Below are 14,506 nucleotides of genomic sequence, written 5' to 3' on the forward strand. Positions count from 1 at the left end.
CGGGGTGCGTCACCAGCCTTAAATGGTGGTGCCCCTCCACTTCGGCGAGTAGTCTGGCCTGGTGATTCCAGGCGCACATCGGGGTGCGGAGCGATCCAGGCCACTACGGGCCGACGCCGAACGCAATCGGGAGCGGATCGTCTCCGCTGCCGCCCGGCTGTTTGCCGAGCAGGGCCTGTCGGTTCCGCTGGAAGACGTGGCCCGCGCAGCAGAGGTGGGGGTGGCGACCCTCTACCGGCGTTTCCCAACCCGCACCGATCTGGCGATCGCGGCGTTCGAGCGGAACATGACCTCCTACGAGGACGCGGTCGACAAGGCGCTGGCCAACCCGTGCGCCTGGGACGGCTTTCAAGACCTTGTCTACGACGTCTGTGCGCTGCAGGCCTCCGACCCCGGACTGCGGGCGCTGCTCACCACCGCTTTCCCGGCCAGTTCCGTCATCGAGCAGCGCGCCGCCGAAGCCGTTGCGAAACTCGGGCAGGTGATCACCCGGGCGCAACAGGACGGGACGCTGCGTCCGGACATCGGCGTCGGGGACATCGTGGTGATGCTGCTGGCCAACACCGGTGTCCTGGAAGCGACCCGCGAGCACGCACCGGACGCGTGGCGCCGCTTCGCCGCACTGATGGTCGACTCGTTCCGGGTCGGGCCGCAGCAGGCGCTGCCGCCGCCGACCCCGGCTGAAGAGCTTCGCAGTTCGATCGCCATGCTGACAGGCGACACCCTGCGCATCGAATCACTTCCCCCGACCGAACCACTGAGGAGCGACCTTGACTGACCGCCCGACCATCGACTTTCCGGCCCGAATCGGCGTGTGGTGGGCGAGCGAGAGTTGGTCGATGCCCGCAGCTGTCGAAGTAGCGCAGGAGATCGAAGCGCTCGGCTTCGGGTCGCTGTTCATCCCGGAAGTCGGCCTGAAGGACTGCATGGTGCAGTCTGCGGTGTTCCTGGCCGGAACGCAGCGCCTCGTGCTGGGCACCGGGATCGCCAACATCCACGCCCGGTTGGCGACGATCGCCGAGGGTGGCGGCCGCAGCCTGACCGCCGCTTACCCGGGCCGTTTCGTTCTCGGTCTCGGCGTCAGCCACGGTCCGTTGGTCGAGAACATGCTCGGCGGAACCTACGACAAGCCACTGGCCACCATGCGCAGCTACCTGGACCGAATGGCCGGTCTGCCGGAATTCGTGGAGCCGGGCTCCGGGCGTCCGACCCGTCTGCTGGCGGCCCTCGGCCCGAAGATGATCGAGCTGTCCGGCACGCACGCCGACGGTGCGCATCCCTACCTGGTGCTGCCGGAGCAGACCGCGACCACCCGGGAAATCCTCGGCCCGGACAAGTGGGTGGTGTCCGAGCAGGCCGTCGTCGTCGGGGAGAGCGCCGAGGAGCAGATGCGCCGGGCGCACCTGCATCTTGAGGTCTATTCGGGGCTGCCGAACTACCGCAACTCGTGGCTGCGGCAGGGCTTTGACGAGTCCGATCTGGTGCGCGGCGGTTCCGACCGTCTTGCCGAGCGCATCGTGGGGCAGGGTTCGGTCGAGCAGGCCGCCGCGTCGGTGACGGCGCACCTCGACGCCGGTGCCGACCATGTGGTGGTGCAGGTGCTCGGCGACGGCGACCCGAGCTGGGATCCACGCCCGGCATTGCGCGAGCTGGCGTCGGCGCTCGACCTCAAGGGCTGATCGCTGAAGGGCTAGGTCGACTTCAGGGGTTGATCGTGTTCTCGCCGACCTGACGTCCCCACACGTACTCGGTGAGGATGGGCTGGCCGAGTTCGAAGTGGTTGTAGGGCGCGAGCGAGGCGCCGTAGTCGGCGACCAGGAACGGTGCCGGCCAGAAGTCGTGGGTGATGGGCTGCCAACAGCCGGGCGCTCCGCCGGGACCGCCCTTGGCGTTCACCCGCGGCAGGTTGTCGGGATACACGTAGGGATTGGGTGCGCCGGTCAGGCCGATGTGGAAGTCGATCGAGTAGCCGTTGCCGCCGGCACTGTCCTTCGCGTTGGACGTCGCGTAATTGCGCACGGTGCACAGGATCTCGGGGCTGTAGGTATCGAACAGTTGGGCGGTCGGGATCAGGTCGGCCTGGCCGCGCACGAAGTACGGGCCGCCGCGTTCGAAGATGTCGGCGCCGGTGTTGCCGAATCCGGTGGACGCCAACAGCGCGGCGTCGAGATCCTTCTGCTGGGCGTTCAGTGTGCTGGCCGTGGTGACCGCATGGTCGAGGGAATCCCAGAACGCCGGGCTGGCCTTGATGTAGACATCGGCCAGGTTCGACAGCTGCCGGATGTCGGTGCGGATCTGCGGCATCTGCGGGTTGACGTCGTCGAGCACCGCGTTGCCGTTGACGATCGACTTACCGAACTTGGTGCCCAGGCCGTTGAGCGCCTCGGCGGCCGCGCTGAGCGTCATGTTCAGCTTGACCGGATCCACCTTCTCCGAGATCGAGATGAGCGTCTCGAACAAGGTGTTGAACTCGGTCGTCACGTGGGACACGTCGATCACGTCGCCGCTGGAGATTCGTTGCTTGGACGGGTCGGGCGGGCTGCGGAAGGACACGTACTTGTTGCCGAAGACGGTGCTGGCCTGGACCTCGGCGATGGCGTTGGCCGGGATGAGCGCGACGTATTTCGGGTTGACGTCCAGTGACAGCTTGGCCTTGGTGGTGCCGTCACGTTCGACGGCGTCGACGCCGGTGACGCGGCCGATCTCGACGCCGTTGTACGTCACTTTCGACCCCGGGTCCATCACCAGTCCGGCTCGCTGCGAGATGAGGGTCAACTGGGTCTTGGGTGTGAACTCGCCCCGGAACTGCATGTAGACCAGCACTACGATGATCGTGAGCAGGATCGCGGTCACCGCGAATGCGGTCTTCAGCGGGGGTGAGAACTGCCAGTGCCGGGCGCGGGACTCGAGCCACCCGGGCGCGGCGCCGTCGCGGTCAGCCATGTCCGCGCCTACCCATCTCGGGGTCCCCTCCACCGACTGCGGTTCACCCGCAGATCGCCATTCGTTGCCCTGTCACTATCCCACGCAGGCCGTTGACGTCGGGGTTTTCAGACCAATCGATATCGGTGATGAATTCCAGGTGCGGAGCCCCGCGTGACGTGGCTCACACGGCAAAGTCAGGCGGTCTGATCGGCCTCGAGCACGAGCTGGGAAACGGGCTGCAGGACACCGTATTTCGGGTCTCGACCGTCACCGGAGGACCGGCCGCGGGCGTGCCGCCACAGCCACGGGATCAGCAGGCCGCGGGTCCACTGGCCTTGCGCGTACATCCGCTGCCAGAAGCGGTCTTGGATCTCCTCACCGCTGGGCTGCGCCCAATCATGGTTGCTGCCGGGCAGTTTCAGCGCTTCAGCGGCTGCTTCGGCAAACAGGATGTGGCCCCGGGTCGAGGCGTGCATCCGGTCGTGGCTCCAGTTCGACGTCTCGTTCATCGATTCGGCGTTGTAGAGATCGACCAGACCGAACCCGTGCCGATCCGCGGCCTGACGGATCACCGCATTGACCTCTCGGATGCGGGCCCCGATCAACCGGCCCACCGGCAGCATCTTCGCGACGTCCGGGAATGTCGTGGTCACCACCGTCGCACCGGACTCCGCCAGCTGTCGGTAAACGTTGTCGAGATCGCCCATCGCCCTGGTGAACGTACGGCCCGGGCGCGTGACGTCGTTCATCCCGATGCAGACGGTGACCAGATCGGGGTCCATCGACAGCGCTCGGGGGAGCTGATCTTCCAGCACGTCGATCACCCGCTTGCCGCGGATCGCGAGATTGGCGTACAGCAACCCGGGGTGGCAGCTGTCCAGGATGGCGGCTATCCGGTCGGCGAACCCGATCAGTCCATGGGTGTCGTCGCCGTCCCAGAGACCTTCGGTCTGACTGTCGCCGATCGCGACATAGCGAGAGAAGCCGATGTCGGACATGAACTTCGACTTTAGCGCCGTACACGGCAGTACGATCGGCAGGCGAATGGAAGGTGGGGTGTACAGAAGGTGAAGTCGTCTGCGTCGGTCGAATGCGCGGCACCGCAGTCAGATCCCGCTCCGTCGACACCTCGCCAGCGACTGATCGACGCGCTGGCCGCCTCGATCACCGACGTCGGATATTCGGCGACCACCGTCGCCGATATCGTGCGCCGCGCGCGAACCTCACGACGGACCTTCTACGAGTACTTCACCGACCGGGAAGCGTGCTTGGTTGCGCTGCTCGCCGATACGAACCGCCGGGCTGTGGAGACCATCTCGGCGGCCGTCGACCCGGCAGCGCCCTGGGAAGCGCAGATCAGGCAGGCCGTTGAGGCCTGGGTCGCCAATGCCGAATCGCAACCGGCGGTGATGCTGAGTTGGATCCGTGACGTCCCGGCCCTCGGGATGGCCGCCAGGACGCTGCAGCGGGAAGTCACCGAGTCGTTCATCGCGATGGTCCGGACGCTGTCCGACACCGAGGAACTGCGGGCCGCGGGCATCCCGATGGTGTCCCGTCAGCGGGCGATCATGCTGATCGGCGGATTGCGGGAATTGACTGCGGTGACGGTCGAGAGCGGCGGCCGGATGAAGGACGTCACCGACGAGGCGGCCGCCGCGGCCATCGCCCTACTGGGCCCTCATCGCGGCGGTTGAGCCGGGCTACTTCTTGAGCCAGGCGCGAACTTTGGCCAGGTCCCGCGTGTAGGCCTCATACATCTCGTTGTCGAAGAACGACGCGCCGCTGATGACCTCATTGCCCTGCCAGATCACTCGGACCCGGTACCGGTCACGCAGGTAGACGTCGACCCGCCCGCTTTCGCGGCGCTGCCAGCCCTTGTCTTCGCCGGCCTCGGAAATGGCCAGCCGCTCGTCGGTGCCAGACATCAGTGCTACTCCTCTTGGGCGGCGATACGCGCGCCCCGGGGATCAACAGTACGGGGAGGACTTCGTCCCGCTGCCGTTGTGTCGTCCGGTACATCGGCGTACCGTGGCCGGTACAGTGACGTACCGAATCGGAGGATGGGAACCATGGCGCATGCGACGACCGATCCGGTCCGACTCCCGCCCGGCCCGAACGCCCCACGGCTGCTGCAGGGAATTCGCTTCCTCACCGCGCGCCGGGCGGTGGTGGGCGACCTCGGCAGGCGATATGGGTCGGCGGTCACCCTGAACCTGCCGATCTTCGGCAGAACCGTGTTGATCAGCGACCCCACCCTGATCAAAGAGCTGTTCACCACCGGCAGCGATCTGGTGGGGCGCGCGACCAATCTCGGCGAGGTGTTGGGCCCGGGCTCGACCTTCAGCCTGGACGGCGAGGAACACCGCGAGCGACGCAAGCTGCTGGTGCCGCCATTCCACGGCAAGCGCATGCACGGCTACGAGGCCATCATCGAAGAGGAAGTGCTGCGTGAGGTCGCGCACTGGCCCGAAGGCGTCGAGTTCGACACGCTGCCGTCGATGATGCGGATCACCCTCAACGCCATCCTCCGCGCGGTGTTCGGGGCCGAGGGTGCGGCCTTCGACGAACTACGCGAGCAGCTGCCCCGCCTGGTGGCGGTCGGATCGCGACTTGCATTGCTGCCGGCGATCTTTCGGCGTGACTTCGGCCCCCGCAGCCTCGGCGGCGCCGCGCTTCGGTACCGACGGCGCTACGACGAGATCGTCGACTCGCTGATCGCCGACGCTCGCCGCGACCCGGCGTTCGACGAGCGCCCGGACGTCTTGTCGCTGATGCTGCGGGCGCGCTACGAGGACGGCACGGCGATCCCTGACCGGCACATCGCCGACGAGCTGTTGACCCTGCTGACCGCGGGGCACGAGACCACCGCGACCACCCTGGCCTGGCTGGTCGAGCGGGTGCGCCGGCATCCGCAGCTGCTGGAGCGGCTGACCGCGGAGGCCGATGCCGGTGGCTCGGAACTGCAGCAGGCGACGATCTGGGAGGTGCAGCGGCTACGGCCCGTCATCGACGGCACATCGCGACGGGCGTTGCAGCGAATCCGGCTCGGCGAGTGGGTGATTCCCCAAGGACATGTGGTCATCGTCAGTATCCAGATGGCGCACGCCAACCCGGACCGTTTCGCCGGACCATCGGCGTTCGACCCGGACCGGTTCGTCGGGAGCCCGCCGGACAACTACGCGTGGATCCCGTTCGGGGGCGGGATCCGCCGATGCATCGGCGCCGCGTTCGCCAACATGGAGATGAACGTCACCCTGCGAACCCTGTTGCGGGAGTTCACGTTCGCGCCCACCACCGCGCCGGACGAGGCGTACCACTCGCGGGGGATCGCCAACGCCCCGGCTGACGGTGGCCGGGCGGTCGTCCACCGGCGGTCAGATGCCGGGACGACGACGGACTGGACGGCTCCTGGGAGTCTGCTGGGAATTGCGTCAGGCGGGGAGCCGGCGGTTCAGCAGAATGCCCGCACCGATTGACAACGCCAGTGCCAGAGCGCCGAGTGCCACCCAGCCCGCACTGGAATCACCACGCACCACCTGGTACCCGATCTGCTCGTCGAGGGTCGAGTACACCTGGTTCAACTCGCCGAGGCTGGAGGCGCGGAAGGCTTGGCCGCCACTGAGATCGGCAATCTTGGCCAGCGAGGCGTCATCGGTCGGAACTGGAATCGATTGACCGTCGACCTGGACCACGCCGTCCGGCGTACCGAACGAGATTGTCGAGATCGGTACGCCCTGCTCTTTGGCGGCCTGCGCGGCGGTGAATGCCCCACGCGGAGCGTCCAGGTTCGGCGGCACCGTCTCCTTGCCGTCGGACTCCAGCACGATCCGGGCCGGTGGCGGCCCGTCACCCCCGCCCATCACCGCACCGGTGGTCGCAATCGCTTGCAACGCGGTGAAAATGCCCTCGCCCGTTGCGGTGCGCGGTTCGGGTACCAGCTTGTCGATCGCCTGCTTGACCTGCTGCCGGTCGATCGTCGGCGCTACCAGCAGCGTGGCCCCTGACGAGAACTTCACCAGACCGAGATTGATGCCCGGGGTGAGCATGTCGGTGAAATGCTTACCTGCCTCGCGGGCTGCCTCGATTCGGCTGGGGGCGACATCGGTGGCCGACATGGATTCCGAGACGTCGATGACGAGCATGACGACGGCCCGGTTGCGGGGGATCCGCACGTCATGGGTGGGCCCGGCCATCGCGGTGGTGAGCAACGCCAGGGCGGCCACCAGCAGGGCTGCGGGCAGATGCCGCCACCTGCGCGGCTTCTGGCCGGCGGCGACCTGCTCCAGCAGGGCCAAGTTCGCGAAGCGCAACACCCGCCGCCGTCGGCTTCGCTGAACGAGCAGGTAGGCGGCCACGGCGGCGACGACGACCACGAGATAGCAGAACAGCCACGGGGTCGTGAAGCCCGAAAGTGACAGCGATTTGACAGCATCCACGCCGGCGGGACCACCTCTCAACTAACCCCGGTACAAAGGACACGTTAGCCACAGTTTCTTGGGGCTGGCCGACAGTGATGACAGGAGTGGGTTGTTGCCCGGTATCGGTTCGTTGACCCTGAGCGGGCTGGCGCATCCCGGCATGCTGGTGCTGGCCGTGATACCCGCACTGCTGCTGGGCCTGTACGTCCTCGGACAGCTCCAGCGGCGGCAGCGCCTGCGGCAGTTCGGTGAGGCAGCGGCTCTGCAGCGGCTGACGCCGAAACGGCCGCATCGCCTACGCCACGTGCCTGTCGCGCTGTCGCTCGGTGCACTGCTGCTGCTCATCGTCGCGCTTGCCGGGCCCACCCATGAGGCCCGCATCCCCCGCAATCGGGCCGTCGTGATGCTGGTCATCGACGTCTCACAGTCGATGCAGGCCAAAGATGTCGCCCCGACCCGCCTACGGGCCGCGCAAGACGCGGCCAAGACTTTCGCCCAGCAGCTGACCCCCGGGGTGAACCTGGGCTTGGTCTCGTTCGGCGGCAACGTGAATCTGCTGGTATCGCCGACCCCCGATCACGCCGCCACCGTCACCGCCTTGGACAAATTGCAGCCGGACAACTCGACCGCCACCGGTGAGGCGCTGTTCACCTCGCTGGAGGCGATTCAGACCGTGAGCACCGTGCTCAGCGCGGGCGATGCGACGCCACCACCGGCGCGCATCGTGCTGCTGTCCGACGGCGGCGAGAACAAACCCGCCAATCCGGACAATCCCCGCGGGGACTTCACCGCCGCACGAGCCGCCAAGGACCAGGGGGTGCCGGTCTCGACGATCACGTTCGGCACCCAGAACGGTGTGGTAACGCTCAAGAACGACACCATCCCGGTGCCGTCGGACGGCACCCAGATGAAGCGGATCGCCGAACTGTCCGGCGGGCAGAACTACACCGCCACAAACATCGACGAGCTGAACAAGAGCTACGGGGCGGTACTGCAACAGGTCGGGTACCAGACGATCAGCGCGCCCGCGACCACCGGCTGGGTGCGGCTGGCCGTGGTCCTGCTGACCGTCGCGGCGTTCCTCGCGCTGGCAGTCAACCGGAATCTGCCCGCGTAGATGTCCGTTGGGGTGGGCATAGCTACGGCGACAGCACAGGAGGTCCAGCCGCATGAGCAGCGACGCCAAGGCACAGGCCTCGGAGATGACCCACGAATTGCAGAAGAAGACTCGACGAGGTGCCTGATGATCACTCCCGATGACGTGCGCCGGCTCCTCGGTGCCGACTCCGACGCAGTGCTTGTTCTCATCGAAGGCCGCACCGAGGTGGTCGGGCAGGCGGCCTTGGACACCGACGACTACCGCGGGGCACTACAGGTGATCACCCGCGCGGAACTGGTCGAGCAGGCCGGCGGCGAAAAACTCTCGGATCGTGAACTGTCCGAGCAGGCCGCGGCCCTGGAGACCGCGATCGCCGAACTGGGCGGCTAGCCGTCCGCGCGGCGGGCGCGTTTCACCAATTCGACCGAGGCCGAACGTAATTCGTCGGCGCAGGACAACGGCCCACCGAATCCGACCCGGGTGTACCCGACGCCACGCGGCGTGTCGACCCGCAGGTCGAGCCCGTAGCGGTCTACGCCGGTGCACACCGCGGCGGTGGTGTCCGGATAGCCGCCGAGTGCGCGCGCCATCGCAACCAGAGACTCGGCATGATCGGCGTTGAGGTGGGCGATGGCACCGGCGGCCTGCGGGCGAACCGGGTCGGCGGTGGCCGCCGCGTAGTCGTCGGCGGTCGCCGAATCCATCCGGCCGTAGCCGCCGACCCAGCGCACGCGGTGCACGCGCAGCACCCAGAGCGTGAAGTCGGAGTAGTCGACGTAGTACTTCGCCGCCGCGACGGCGGCCAGATGCGCGTCACGGGCAGCGCGGGCTTCGTCTCCGGTCGGGCGTTCCGCGACGCCGGCCAGCGTGATCCGCCCGCTGGCCAGCGGGTCGCTCTGCGTGGTGGGCGCGACGACGGCAAGACTGGCGCGCGGATCGCCGGCGAGGTTGCGGCCGTGCTCGGCCATGTTCGACACGCACAGCACGGGCTGACCGTCGAGGAGCCCGTAGGTGACGAACGAGGCCCACGGATCGCCGGTGGCGGTCAGGGAGGCCAGCGTCGCGGTATTGGTCGACGCCGCAATACTGCGGGCCTCCTCGGCTGCCGAGGGCCGGGTCGCGTCGACCACGGCGGTCAGCGGCGGCGGAACCGACGGGGCGTCGCCCGGGTCGCCATGATCGCGTGATGCCACGTCGGCACGATACCGCGCCCACCGTCCCGCGAGAGTCCGGATTCTGACCCGGTTTCACTGTGTGGCGCTGCCGACGATGAGATCGCAAGCGACATCATCGAATCCGATGTCGCGCGACGGCGGGCCGCGAAGGCCGCCGGCATCCTAGATCTGGTGGGGTCGTCCGAACACAAGCCGAAGTACGCCAGCCGACTCTCCGGCGGTAGCAGTAACGGGTGGCGCTGGTCGCCACACGAAAAGTCCCCGAACACAGCATCTCCGAGGCAGGCACGCAGGTACGTTGTCGGGCATGGGTCAGGATGAGGGAACGCCGAATTTCGCCGGGCAGGAACGCGACCGGATCGAAGAGGAGCTGGCGGATCTGCGTCGCCGTCGAGATGAGATGCGCGCTGAACTACAGGGCGACGCCGACACCGTGGGTGACCGCGGCGATGCCGCCGACGCGTTGCAACGGTCGGCGGATCTGGCCGGCATCGACGAGCAGATCAGCCGGCTGACCTGGCTGCTCGCCGGGGGGAACACGGACGCCCCAGGGCAACTGCCCAACGGCACGGAGGTGACCGTGCGCTTCCCGGGTGACGAGCCGCTGCGCATGCGGATCATCCACTTCCTCGAGGAGACGCCGGCCGGCGAAGAGGACACCACGCTGACCTCCGACAGCCCGCTCGGTCTAGCGTTGTTCGGGCGCCGTGCCGGTGAGACCGTCACCTACTCGACGCCACGGGGCGAGCTTCAGGTCGAGCTGCTGGCCATCGATATTCCGAACGAGCGATAGAGGTGTGATGCGGGCGATACGGGTGACCGAACTGGCCGGTCCGGAGTCGGTGCAACTGGTCGAGATCGACGAGCCGACCGATGAGGGCGCGATCCTGGTCGACGTCCACGCCGCCGGGGTGGCCTTCCCGGACGCTCTGCTCACCCGTGGGCTCTATCAATACAAGCCGGAACTGCCTTTCACCCTGGGAGCTGAGGTTGCGGGCGTCGTGCGGTCCGCCCCCGCCGACGCCCCCGTGAAGGCCGGTGACCGCGTCGTCGGTCTGACGATGATCACCGGCGCGATAGCCGAGACCGTCGTACTCACACCGGACCGGGTGTTCCCGCTGCCGGACAACGTCAGCTTCGAGGCCGGCGCCGGTCTGCTGTTCAACGACCTGACCGTGTTTTTCGCTCTGACCGTCCGCGGCAGGCTGGCCAAGGGCGAGTCGGTACTGGTGCATGGCGCGGCCGGCGGCATCGGTACCTCCACGCTGCGGCTCGCGCCCGCGCTCGGCGCCAGCCGGGTGATCGCGGTGGTCAGCACCGAGGACAAGGCGGACGTGGCCAGGGCGGCCGGCGCCACCGACGTGGTGCTGGCCGACGGGTTCAAGGACGCGGTCGCCGAGCTGACCGGCGGCAAGGGTGTCGACATCGTGATGGATCCGGTGGGCGGCGATCGCTTCACCGACTCGCTGCGCTCGCTGGCGCCGGCCGGGCGTCTGCTGGTGGTCGGATTCACCGGCGGTGAGATCCCCACCGTCAAGGTAAATCGGCTGCTGCTCAACAACATCGACGTCGTCGGCGTTGGCTGGGGTGCCTGGACCATGACGCATCCCGGGGCGTTGACCGAGCAGTGGGACGGACTGGCCGAGTTGCTGACCTCCGGTGCGCTGGCTGCGCCGCAGCCCGAGGTGTATCCGTTGGAGCAGGCCGCCGCGGCGGTTTCCTCGTTGGAGAATCGCACCGCCAGGGGCAAGGTCGTGGTCCGCGTCCGGGACTGACCTGCGGACGGTTCGGTTCACCCGGCGGCGGGTAGTGAAACGTTGATGCGCCCGTCTGAGGAGAAGCAATGAGCTCACCGGCGACCCTGCCCTGGACCGAGTGGCTGCCGACCCAGCGGTGGTACGCCGGTCGCACCCGAACCTTGGTGTCCGCTGACACCGTCGACGTGGTGCCACTGCGGCCGAAGCTCGACCTGATGCTGGTCGACGTCACCTACACCACTGGGCCTGCCGAGCGGTATCAGGTTGTGGTGCAATGGGATTCGAATCCGCCGTCGAACGCCGGCGCGACCATCACCGACGGCGCCTTCGACGGCCTGCATGACCCGTCGTCGGCTCAGTTCCTGCTGTCACTGATGGACTCGGGGACCACGATCGGCGACGTCACGTTCAGCAAGGAGCCCGGCGTCGCTTTGCCGCTCGGGGTCACCCCGCGGGTGTCGAGGGCCGAGCAAAGCAATACCAGCGTGGTGTTCGCCGACCGGGCGATCTTCAAGTTGTTCCGCCGGGTCGCCGCCGGGATCAACCCCGATATCGAACTCAACCGGGTGTTGGGCCGGGCCGAGAACCGGCACGTGGCCCGGCTGCTGGGCTCGTTCGACACCACCATGGACGGCCAGCCCTGCCCGCTCGGGATGGTGACGGCTTTCGCCGCGAATTCGACTGAGGGCTGGGACATGGCGACCGCGAGCACCCGCGCGCTGACGGCTGACGGCGCGGGTGACGGCTTCTCGGGCGAGGCCTACCAGTTGGGCAAGGCGGTGGCGTCGGTACACGCGACGCTCGCTGAGGAGCTGGGGACGTCGACCGACCTGCTGCCCGTCGACGTGATGCGCCAGCGGCTGGCCGCGGCCGCGTCGGCCGTGCCCGAGCTCGCCGAGTATCGGACCGCGATCGAGGAGCGCTACGCCAAGGTAGCCGAGGAGCCGGTGGTGGTTCAGCGCGTCCACGGCGACCTGCATCTGGGTCAGGTGCTGCGCACGGCGGACGGTTGGCTGTTGATCGACTTCGAGGGTGAGCCGGGTCAGCCGGTCGACGAGCGGCGCAGGCCCGACTCGGCGATGCGCGACGTCGCGGGCATGCTGCGGTCATTCGAGTACGCGGCATATCAGCAGCTGGTCGATCGGAGCCCGGACCCGGAGTTGGCGGCGCGGGTGAAGGACTGGGTGGACCGCAACTGTGCGTCGTTCTGCGACGGGTACGCGGCCGAATCCGGTACCGACCCGCGCGATCACGCTGCGGTGCTGGCCGCCTACGAGTTGGACAAGGCGGTCTACGAGGCCGGCTACGAGGCCCGGTACCGGCCCAACTGGCTGAACATCCCGATGCGTTCGATCTCCCGCCTGGTCGGCTGAGCCGCCACGCGAGCCGGAGCCGGTTCTTAGATCGGCTAGTAAGTTGGGCTGATGGCAGTCAAGCGCAGGACAGCACTCGGCACGGCGGCCGCGGTCGGCGCCGCGGCGGCCGGGCTCGGCGGAATCGAACTCGTCACCCGGGCCCAGCGCGCGCGACCCGGAACCTCCGCAGGCGGCAAGCCCAATATTCTGGTCGTGATCGTCGACCAGATGCGGACCCCGCAGTGGTTTCCCGACGCCGCGGCGTTGGACGCCCGCCTGCCCCACTTGAGCGCGCTGCGCCGTGCCAGCGTGTCCTTCGACAGTCACTACACCGCGTCGAACATGTGCACACCGGCCCGCGGAGCCCTGACCACAGGCCTGTATTCACACCAGACCGGCTGTCTGTTCACCGGTGACGGAGCGACGGAGTCGACGCTTGCGCCGCAGTTTCCGACCTGGGGCACGCTGCTGCGTGACCGCGGCTACCGCACCTGGTGGTGGGGCAAGTGGCATTTGGGTGCCCAAGCGGACCACACCCCCGACGGTCTGGACGCGCACGGCTTCTCCGGCGGTACCTACCCGTCCCCGAACGGCGGGCCGAGCCAGGGCCTGCAGCAGGATCCCCACATCACCGACCAGTTCGTCCAGTGGTTCGACCAGCACGCCGCTGAGGGACCGTGGTGTACGACCGTATCGCTGGTGAACCCGCACGACATCATGTGGTGGCCGAGAAGCCCACTGCCCGATGATGTTCCGCGGGTCTTCACCGACCTGCCCGCCAATTTCGAGACGCCAGAGGACATCCGTCGCCGCAACAAGCCGCAGCTACAACTGGACTACATCGACTTCATGAGCCCGCTGATCACCGGCGCACTGCCCTACACGGGGCCCGACGTCACCAGGCAGTGGGCCCGGGGCCTGGACATGTACCTGTGGCTTCATCAGCAGGTCGATGCCCAGATCGGCCGCGTCACAGAAACTTTGGCTTCGCGCCCCGACATCGACCGCAACACGATCGTGGTATTCACATCCGACCACGGTGAATATGCCGGATCACACGGCATGCGCGGTAAGGGCGCGAGCATGTACGAAGAGGGCATCAGGGTGCCTCTCTACATCCGCGACCCGTCGGGCCGGCTGACTCCCAGGCCAGGTGAGACGCGGGATCAGTTGACCTCCAGCGTCGATGTGGCGCCGCTGCTGTTGACGATCGCCGATGGCGGCAACGGTTGGCGTACCGACCCCGGGTGCGAGCATCTGGCGCGCCGTGCCGACCTCGCCGCGATCGCCGGCGATGCCACCGCGCCCGGCCGGCCCTGGGTCGCACACGTCACCGACGACGTGTCGGTCGAGGAGATGGCCGCGATGATGACCTCCGATCGGGTCCGAAAGATGCTGGGCGTCAACGACAACCCGACGCACATCCCGACGACGGCCCCGAGTCACCTCGTCGCGGTCCGCACCCGCGACGCCAAATTCGGCAGCTACGCGTACTGGCGGCCCGGCGGTATGCAGATCGATGCGTCGCGCCCGATCGATCACGAGCTGTACGACTACGCCACCCCGGAGGGCCGGCGCGAGATCGACAACCAGGCGGGCCACAACACCAAGCAGGCTGCGCTGCAGGCATTGCTGGACAACGCGGTGCTTCCCGAAGTGCAGGCGCCGTTGCCGCCGGCGCTGCACGCGGCGCAGGAGCTGGGGCTGGCGAATCTCCAACAGGTCGCCGCCGCCCGCGGGACCTAGCAGCTCCACGCCCCCGCTGTCGTTCATGAAC

15 protein-coding genes are annotated in these 14,506 nt (G+C 67.8%); 10 read left to right on the top strand and 5 right to left on the bottom strand.

Going from position 1 to position 14,506, the window contains the following annotated elements; translation table 11 throughout:
• The first annotated feature begins 61 nt into the window (after positions 1-61).
• Together Y900_RS13415 and Y900_RS13420 are read left to right on the top strand one after the other, a co-directional pair.
• The gene (locus Y900_RS13415; RefSeq protein WP_233209504.1) at positions 62-778 is read left to right on the top strand and encodes a TetR/AcrR family transcriptional regulator; all 717 of its coding nucleotides are present in this window, start codon (positions 62-64) and stop codon (positions 776-778) included.
• Positions 771-1,679: an LLM class F420-dependent oxidoreductase gene (locus Y900_RS13420; RefSeq protein ID WP_036342412.1), complete on the top strand. Its 909-nt coding sequence runs from the start codon at positions 771-773 to the stop codon at positions 1,677-1,679. The genes Y900_RS13415 and Y900_RS13420 overlap by 8 nt, the downstream gene beginning before the upstream one ends.
• A gap of 22 nt (positions 1,680-1,701) precedes the next feature.
• On the opposite strand, the gene Y900_RS13425 is transcribed toward Y900_RS13420, so the two are convergent.
• Both Y900_RS13425 and Y900_RS13430 read right to left on the bottom strand, forming a co-directional pair.
• Complete coding sequence (locus Y900_RS13425; RefSeq protein WP_036342413.1) at positions 1,702-2,943, bottom strand: MCE family protein; 1,242 nt, start codon at positions 2,941-2,943, stop codon at positions 1,702-1,704.
• Between the two features lie 176 nt (positions 2,944-3,119).
• Positions 3,120-3,923 (bottom strand): SGNH/GDSL hydrolase family protein, encoded by an 804-nt coding sequence (locus tag Y900_RS13430; RefSeq protein WP_036342414.1) that lies wholly within the window; start codon positions 3,921-3,923, stop codon positions 3,120-3,122.
• 69 nt (positions 3,924-3,992) lie between these two features.
• Between Y900_RS13430 and Y900_RS13435 the strand changes: the two genes are divergently transcribed.
• A complete protein-coding gene (locus Y900_RS13435; protein WP_081845098.1) occupies positions 3,993-4,619 on the top strand; it encodes a TetR/AcrR family transcriptional regulator in 627 nt (208 codons plus the stop codon).
• A gap of 6 nt (positions 4,620-4,625) precedes the next feature.
• Here Y900_RS13435 and Y900_RS13440 read toward each other — a convergent pair whose 3' ends face one another.
• Positions 4,626-4,850 carry a hypothetical protein gene (locus Y900_RS13440; protein WP_036342415.1) on the bottom strand — a complete coding sequence of 75 codons (225 nt, stop codon included), beginning with the start codon at positions 4,848-4,850 and terminating at the stop codon, positions 4,626-4,628.
• Between the two features lie 144 nt (positions 4,851-4,994).
• On the opposite strand from Y900_RS13440, the gene Y900_RS13445 reads away from it, so the two are divergent.
• Positions 4,995-6,401, top strand: a complete 1,407-nt coding sequence (locus tag Y900_RS13445; RefSeq protein WP_081845315.1) for a cytochrome P450 — start codon at positions 4,995-4,997, stop codon at positions 6,399-6,401.
• Here Y900_RS13445 and Y900_RS13450 read toward each other — a convergent pair.
• The gene (locus Y900_RS13450) at positions 6,357-7,361 is read right to left on the bottom strand and encodes a VWA domain-containing protein (protein WP_036342417.1); all 1,005 of its coding nucleotides are present in this window, start codon (positions 7,359-7,361) and stop codon (positions 6,357-6,359) included. The two genes, Y900_RS13445 and Y900_RS13450, sit on opposite strands and share 45 nt — an antisense overlap.
• Before the next feature lie 91 nt (positions 7,362-7,452).
• Between Y900_RS13450 and Y900_RS13455 the strand changes: the two genes are divergently transcribed.
• Both Y900_RS13455 and Y900_RS13460 read left to right on the top strand, forming a co-directional pair.
• Complete coding sequence (locus Y900_RS13455; protein ID WP_081845099.1) at positions 7,453-8,460, top strand: VWA domain-containing protein; 1,008 nt, start codon at positions 7,453-7,455, stop codon at positions 8,458-8,460.
• A gap of 126 nt (positions 8,461-8,586) precedes the next feature.
• Positions 8,587-8,832, top strand: a complete 246-nt coding sequence (locus Y900_RS13460) for a hypothetical protein (RefSeq protein ID WP_051660052.1) — start codon at positions 8,587-8,589, stop codon at positions 8,830-8,832.
• Here the strand turns inward: Y900_RS13460 and Y900_RS13465 are convergent.
• Positions 8,829-9,635 carry a HugZ family pyridoxamine 5'-phosphate oxidase gene (locus Y900_RS13465; protein WP_036342418.1) on the bottom strand — a complete coding sequence of 269 codons (807 nt, stop codon included), beginning with the start codon at positions 9,633-9,635 and terminating at the stop codon, positions 8,829-8,831. The two genes, Y900_RS13460 and Y900_RS13465, sit on opposite strands and share 4 nt — an antisense overlap.
• A 289-nt stretch (positions 9,636-9,924) precedes the next feature.
• On the opposite strand from Y900_RS13465, the gene Y900_RS13470 reads away from it, so the two are divergent.
• The 4 genes from Y900_RS13470 to Y900_RS13485 all read left to right on the top strand — a co-directional run bounded on the left by Y900_RS13470 (position 9,925) and on the right by Y900_RS13485 (position 14,475).
• Positions 9,925-10,410, top strand: a complete 486-nt coding sequence (locus Y900_RS13470) for a GreA/GreB family elongation factor (protein ID WP_036342419.1) — start codon at positions 9,925-9,927, stop codon at positions 10,408-10,410.
• 7 nt (positions 10,411-10,417) lie between these two features.
• Entirely contained in the window at positions 10,418-11,392 is a 975-nt protein-coding gene (locus Y900_RS13475; RefSeq protein ID WP_036342421.1) for an NADPH:quinone oxidoreductase family protein, read from the top strand.
• A 68-nt stretch (positions 11,393-11,460) separates the two neighbouring features.
• Positions 11,461-12,747, top strand: a complete 1,287-nt coding sequence (locus Y900_RS13480; RefSeq protein ID WP_036342425.1) for a maltokinase N-terminal cap-like domain-containing protein — start codon at positions 11,461-11,463, stop codon at positions 12,745-12,747.
• Positions 12,748-12,795: 48 nt separating this feature from the next.
• Positions 12,796-14,475 (top strand): sulfatase-like hydrolase/transferase, encoded by a 1,680-nt coding sequence (locus Y900_RS13485; RefSeq protein ID WP_192827580.1) that lies wholly within the window; start codon positions 12,796-12,798, stop codon positions 14,473-14,475.
• Positions 14,476-14,506 lie beyond the last annotated feature (31 nt).

Source organism: Mycolicibacterium aromaticivorans JS19b1 = JCM 16368 (assembly GCF_000559085.1).
GTDB classification, from domain to species: Bacteria; Actinomycetota; Actinomycetes; order Mycobacteriales; family Mycobacteriaceae; genus Mycobacterium; species Mycobacterium aromaticivorans.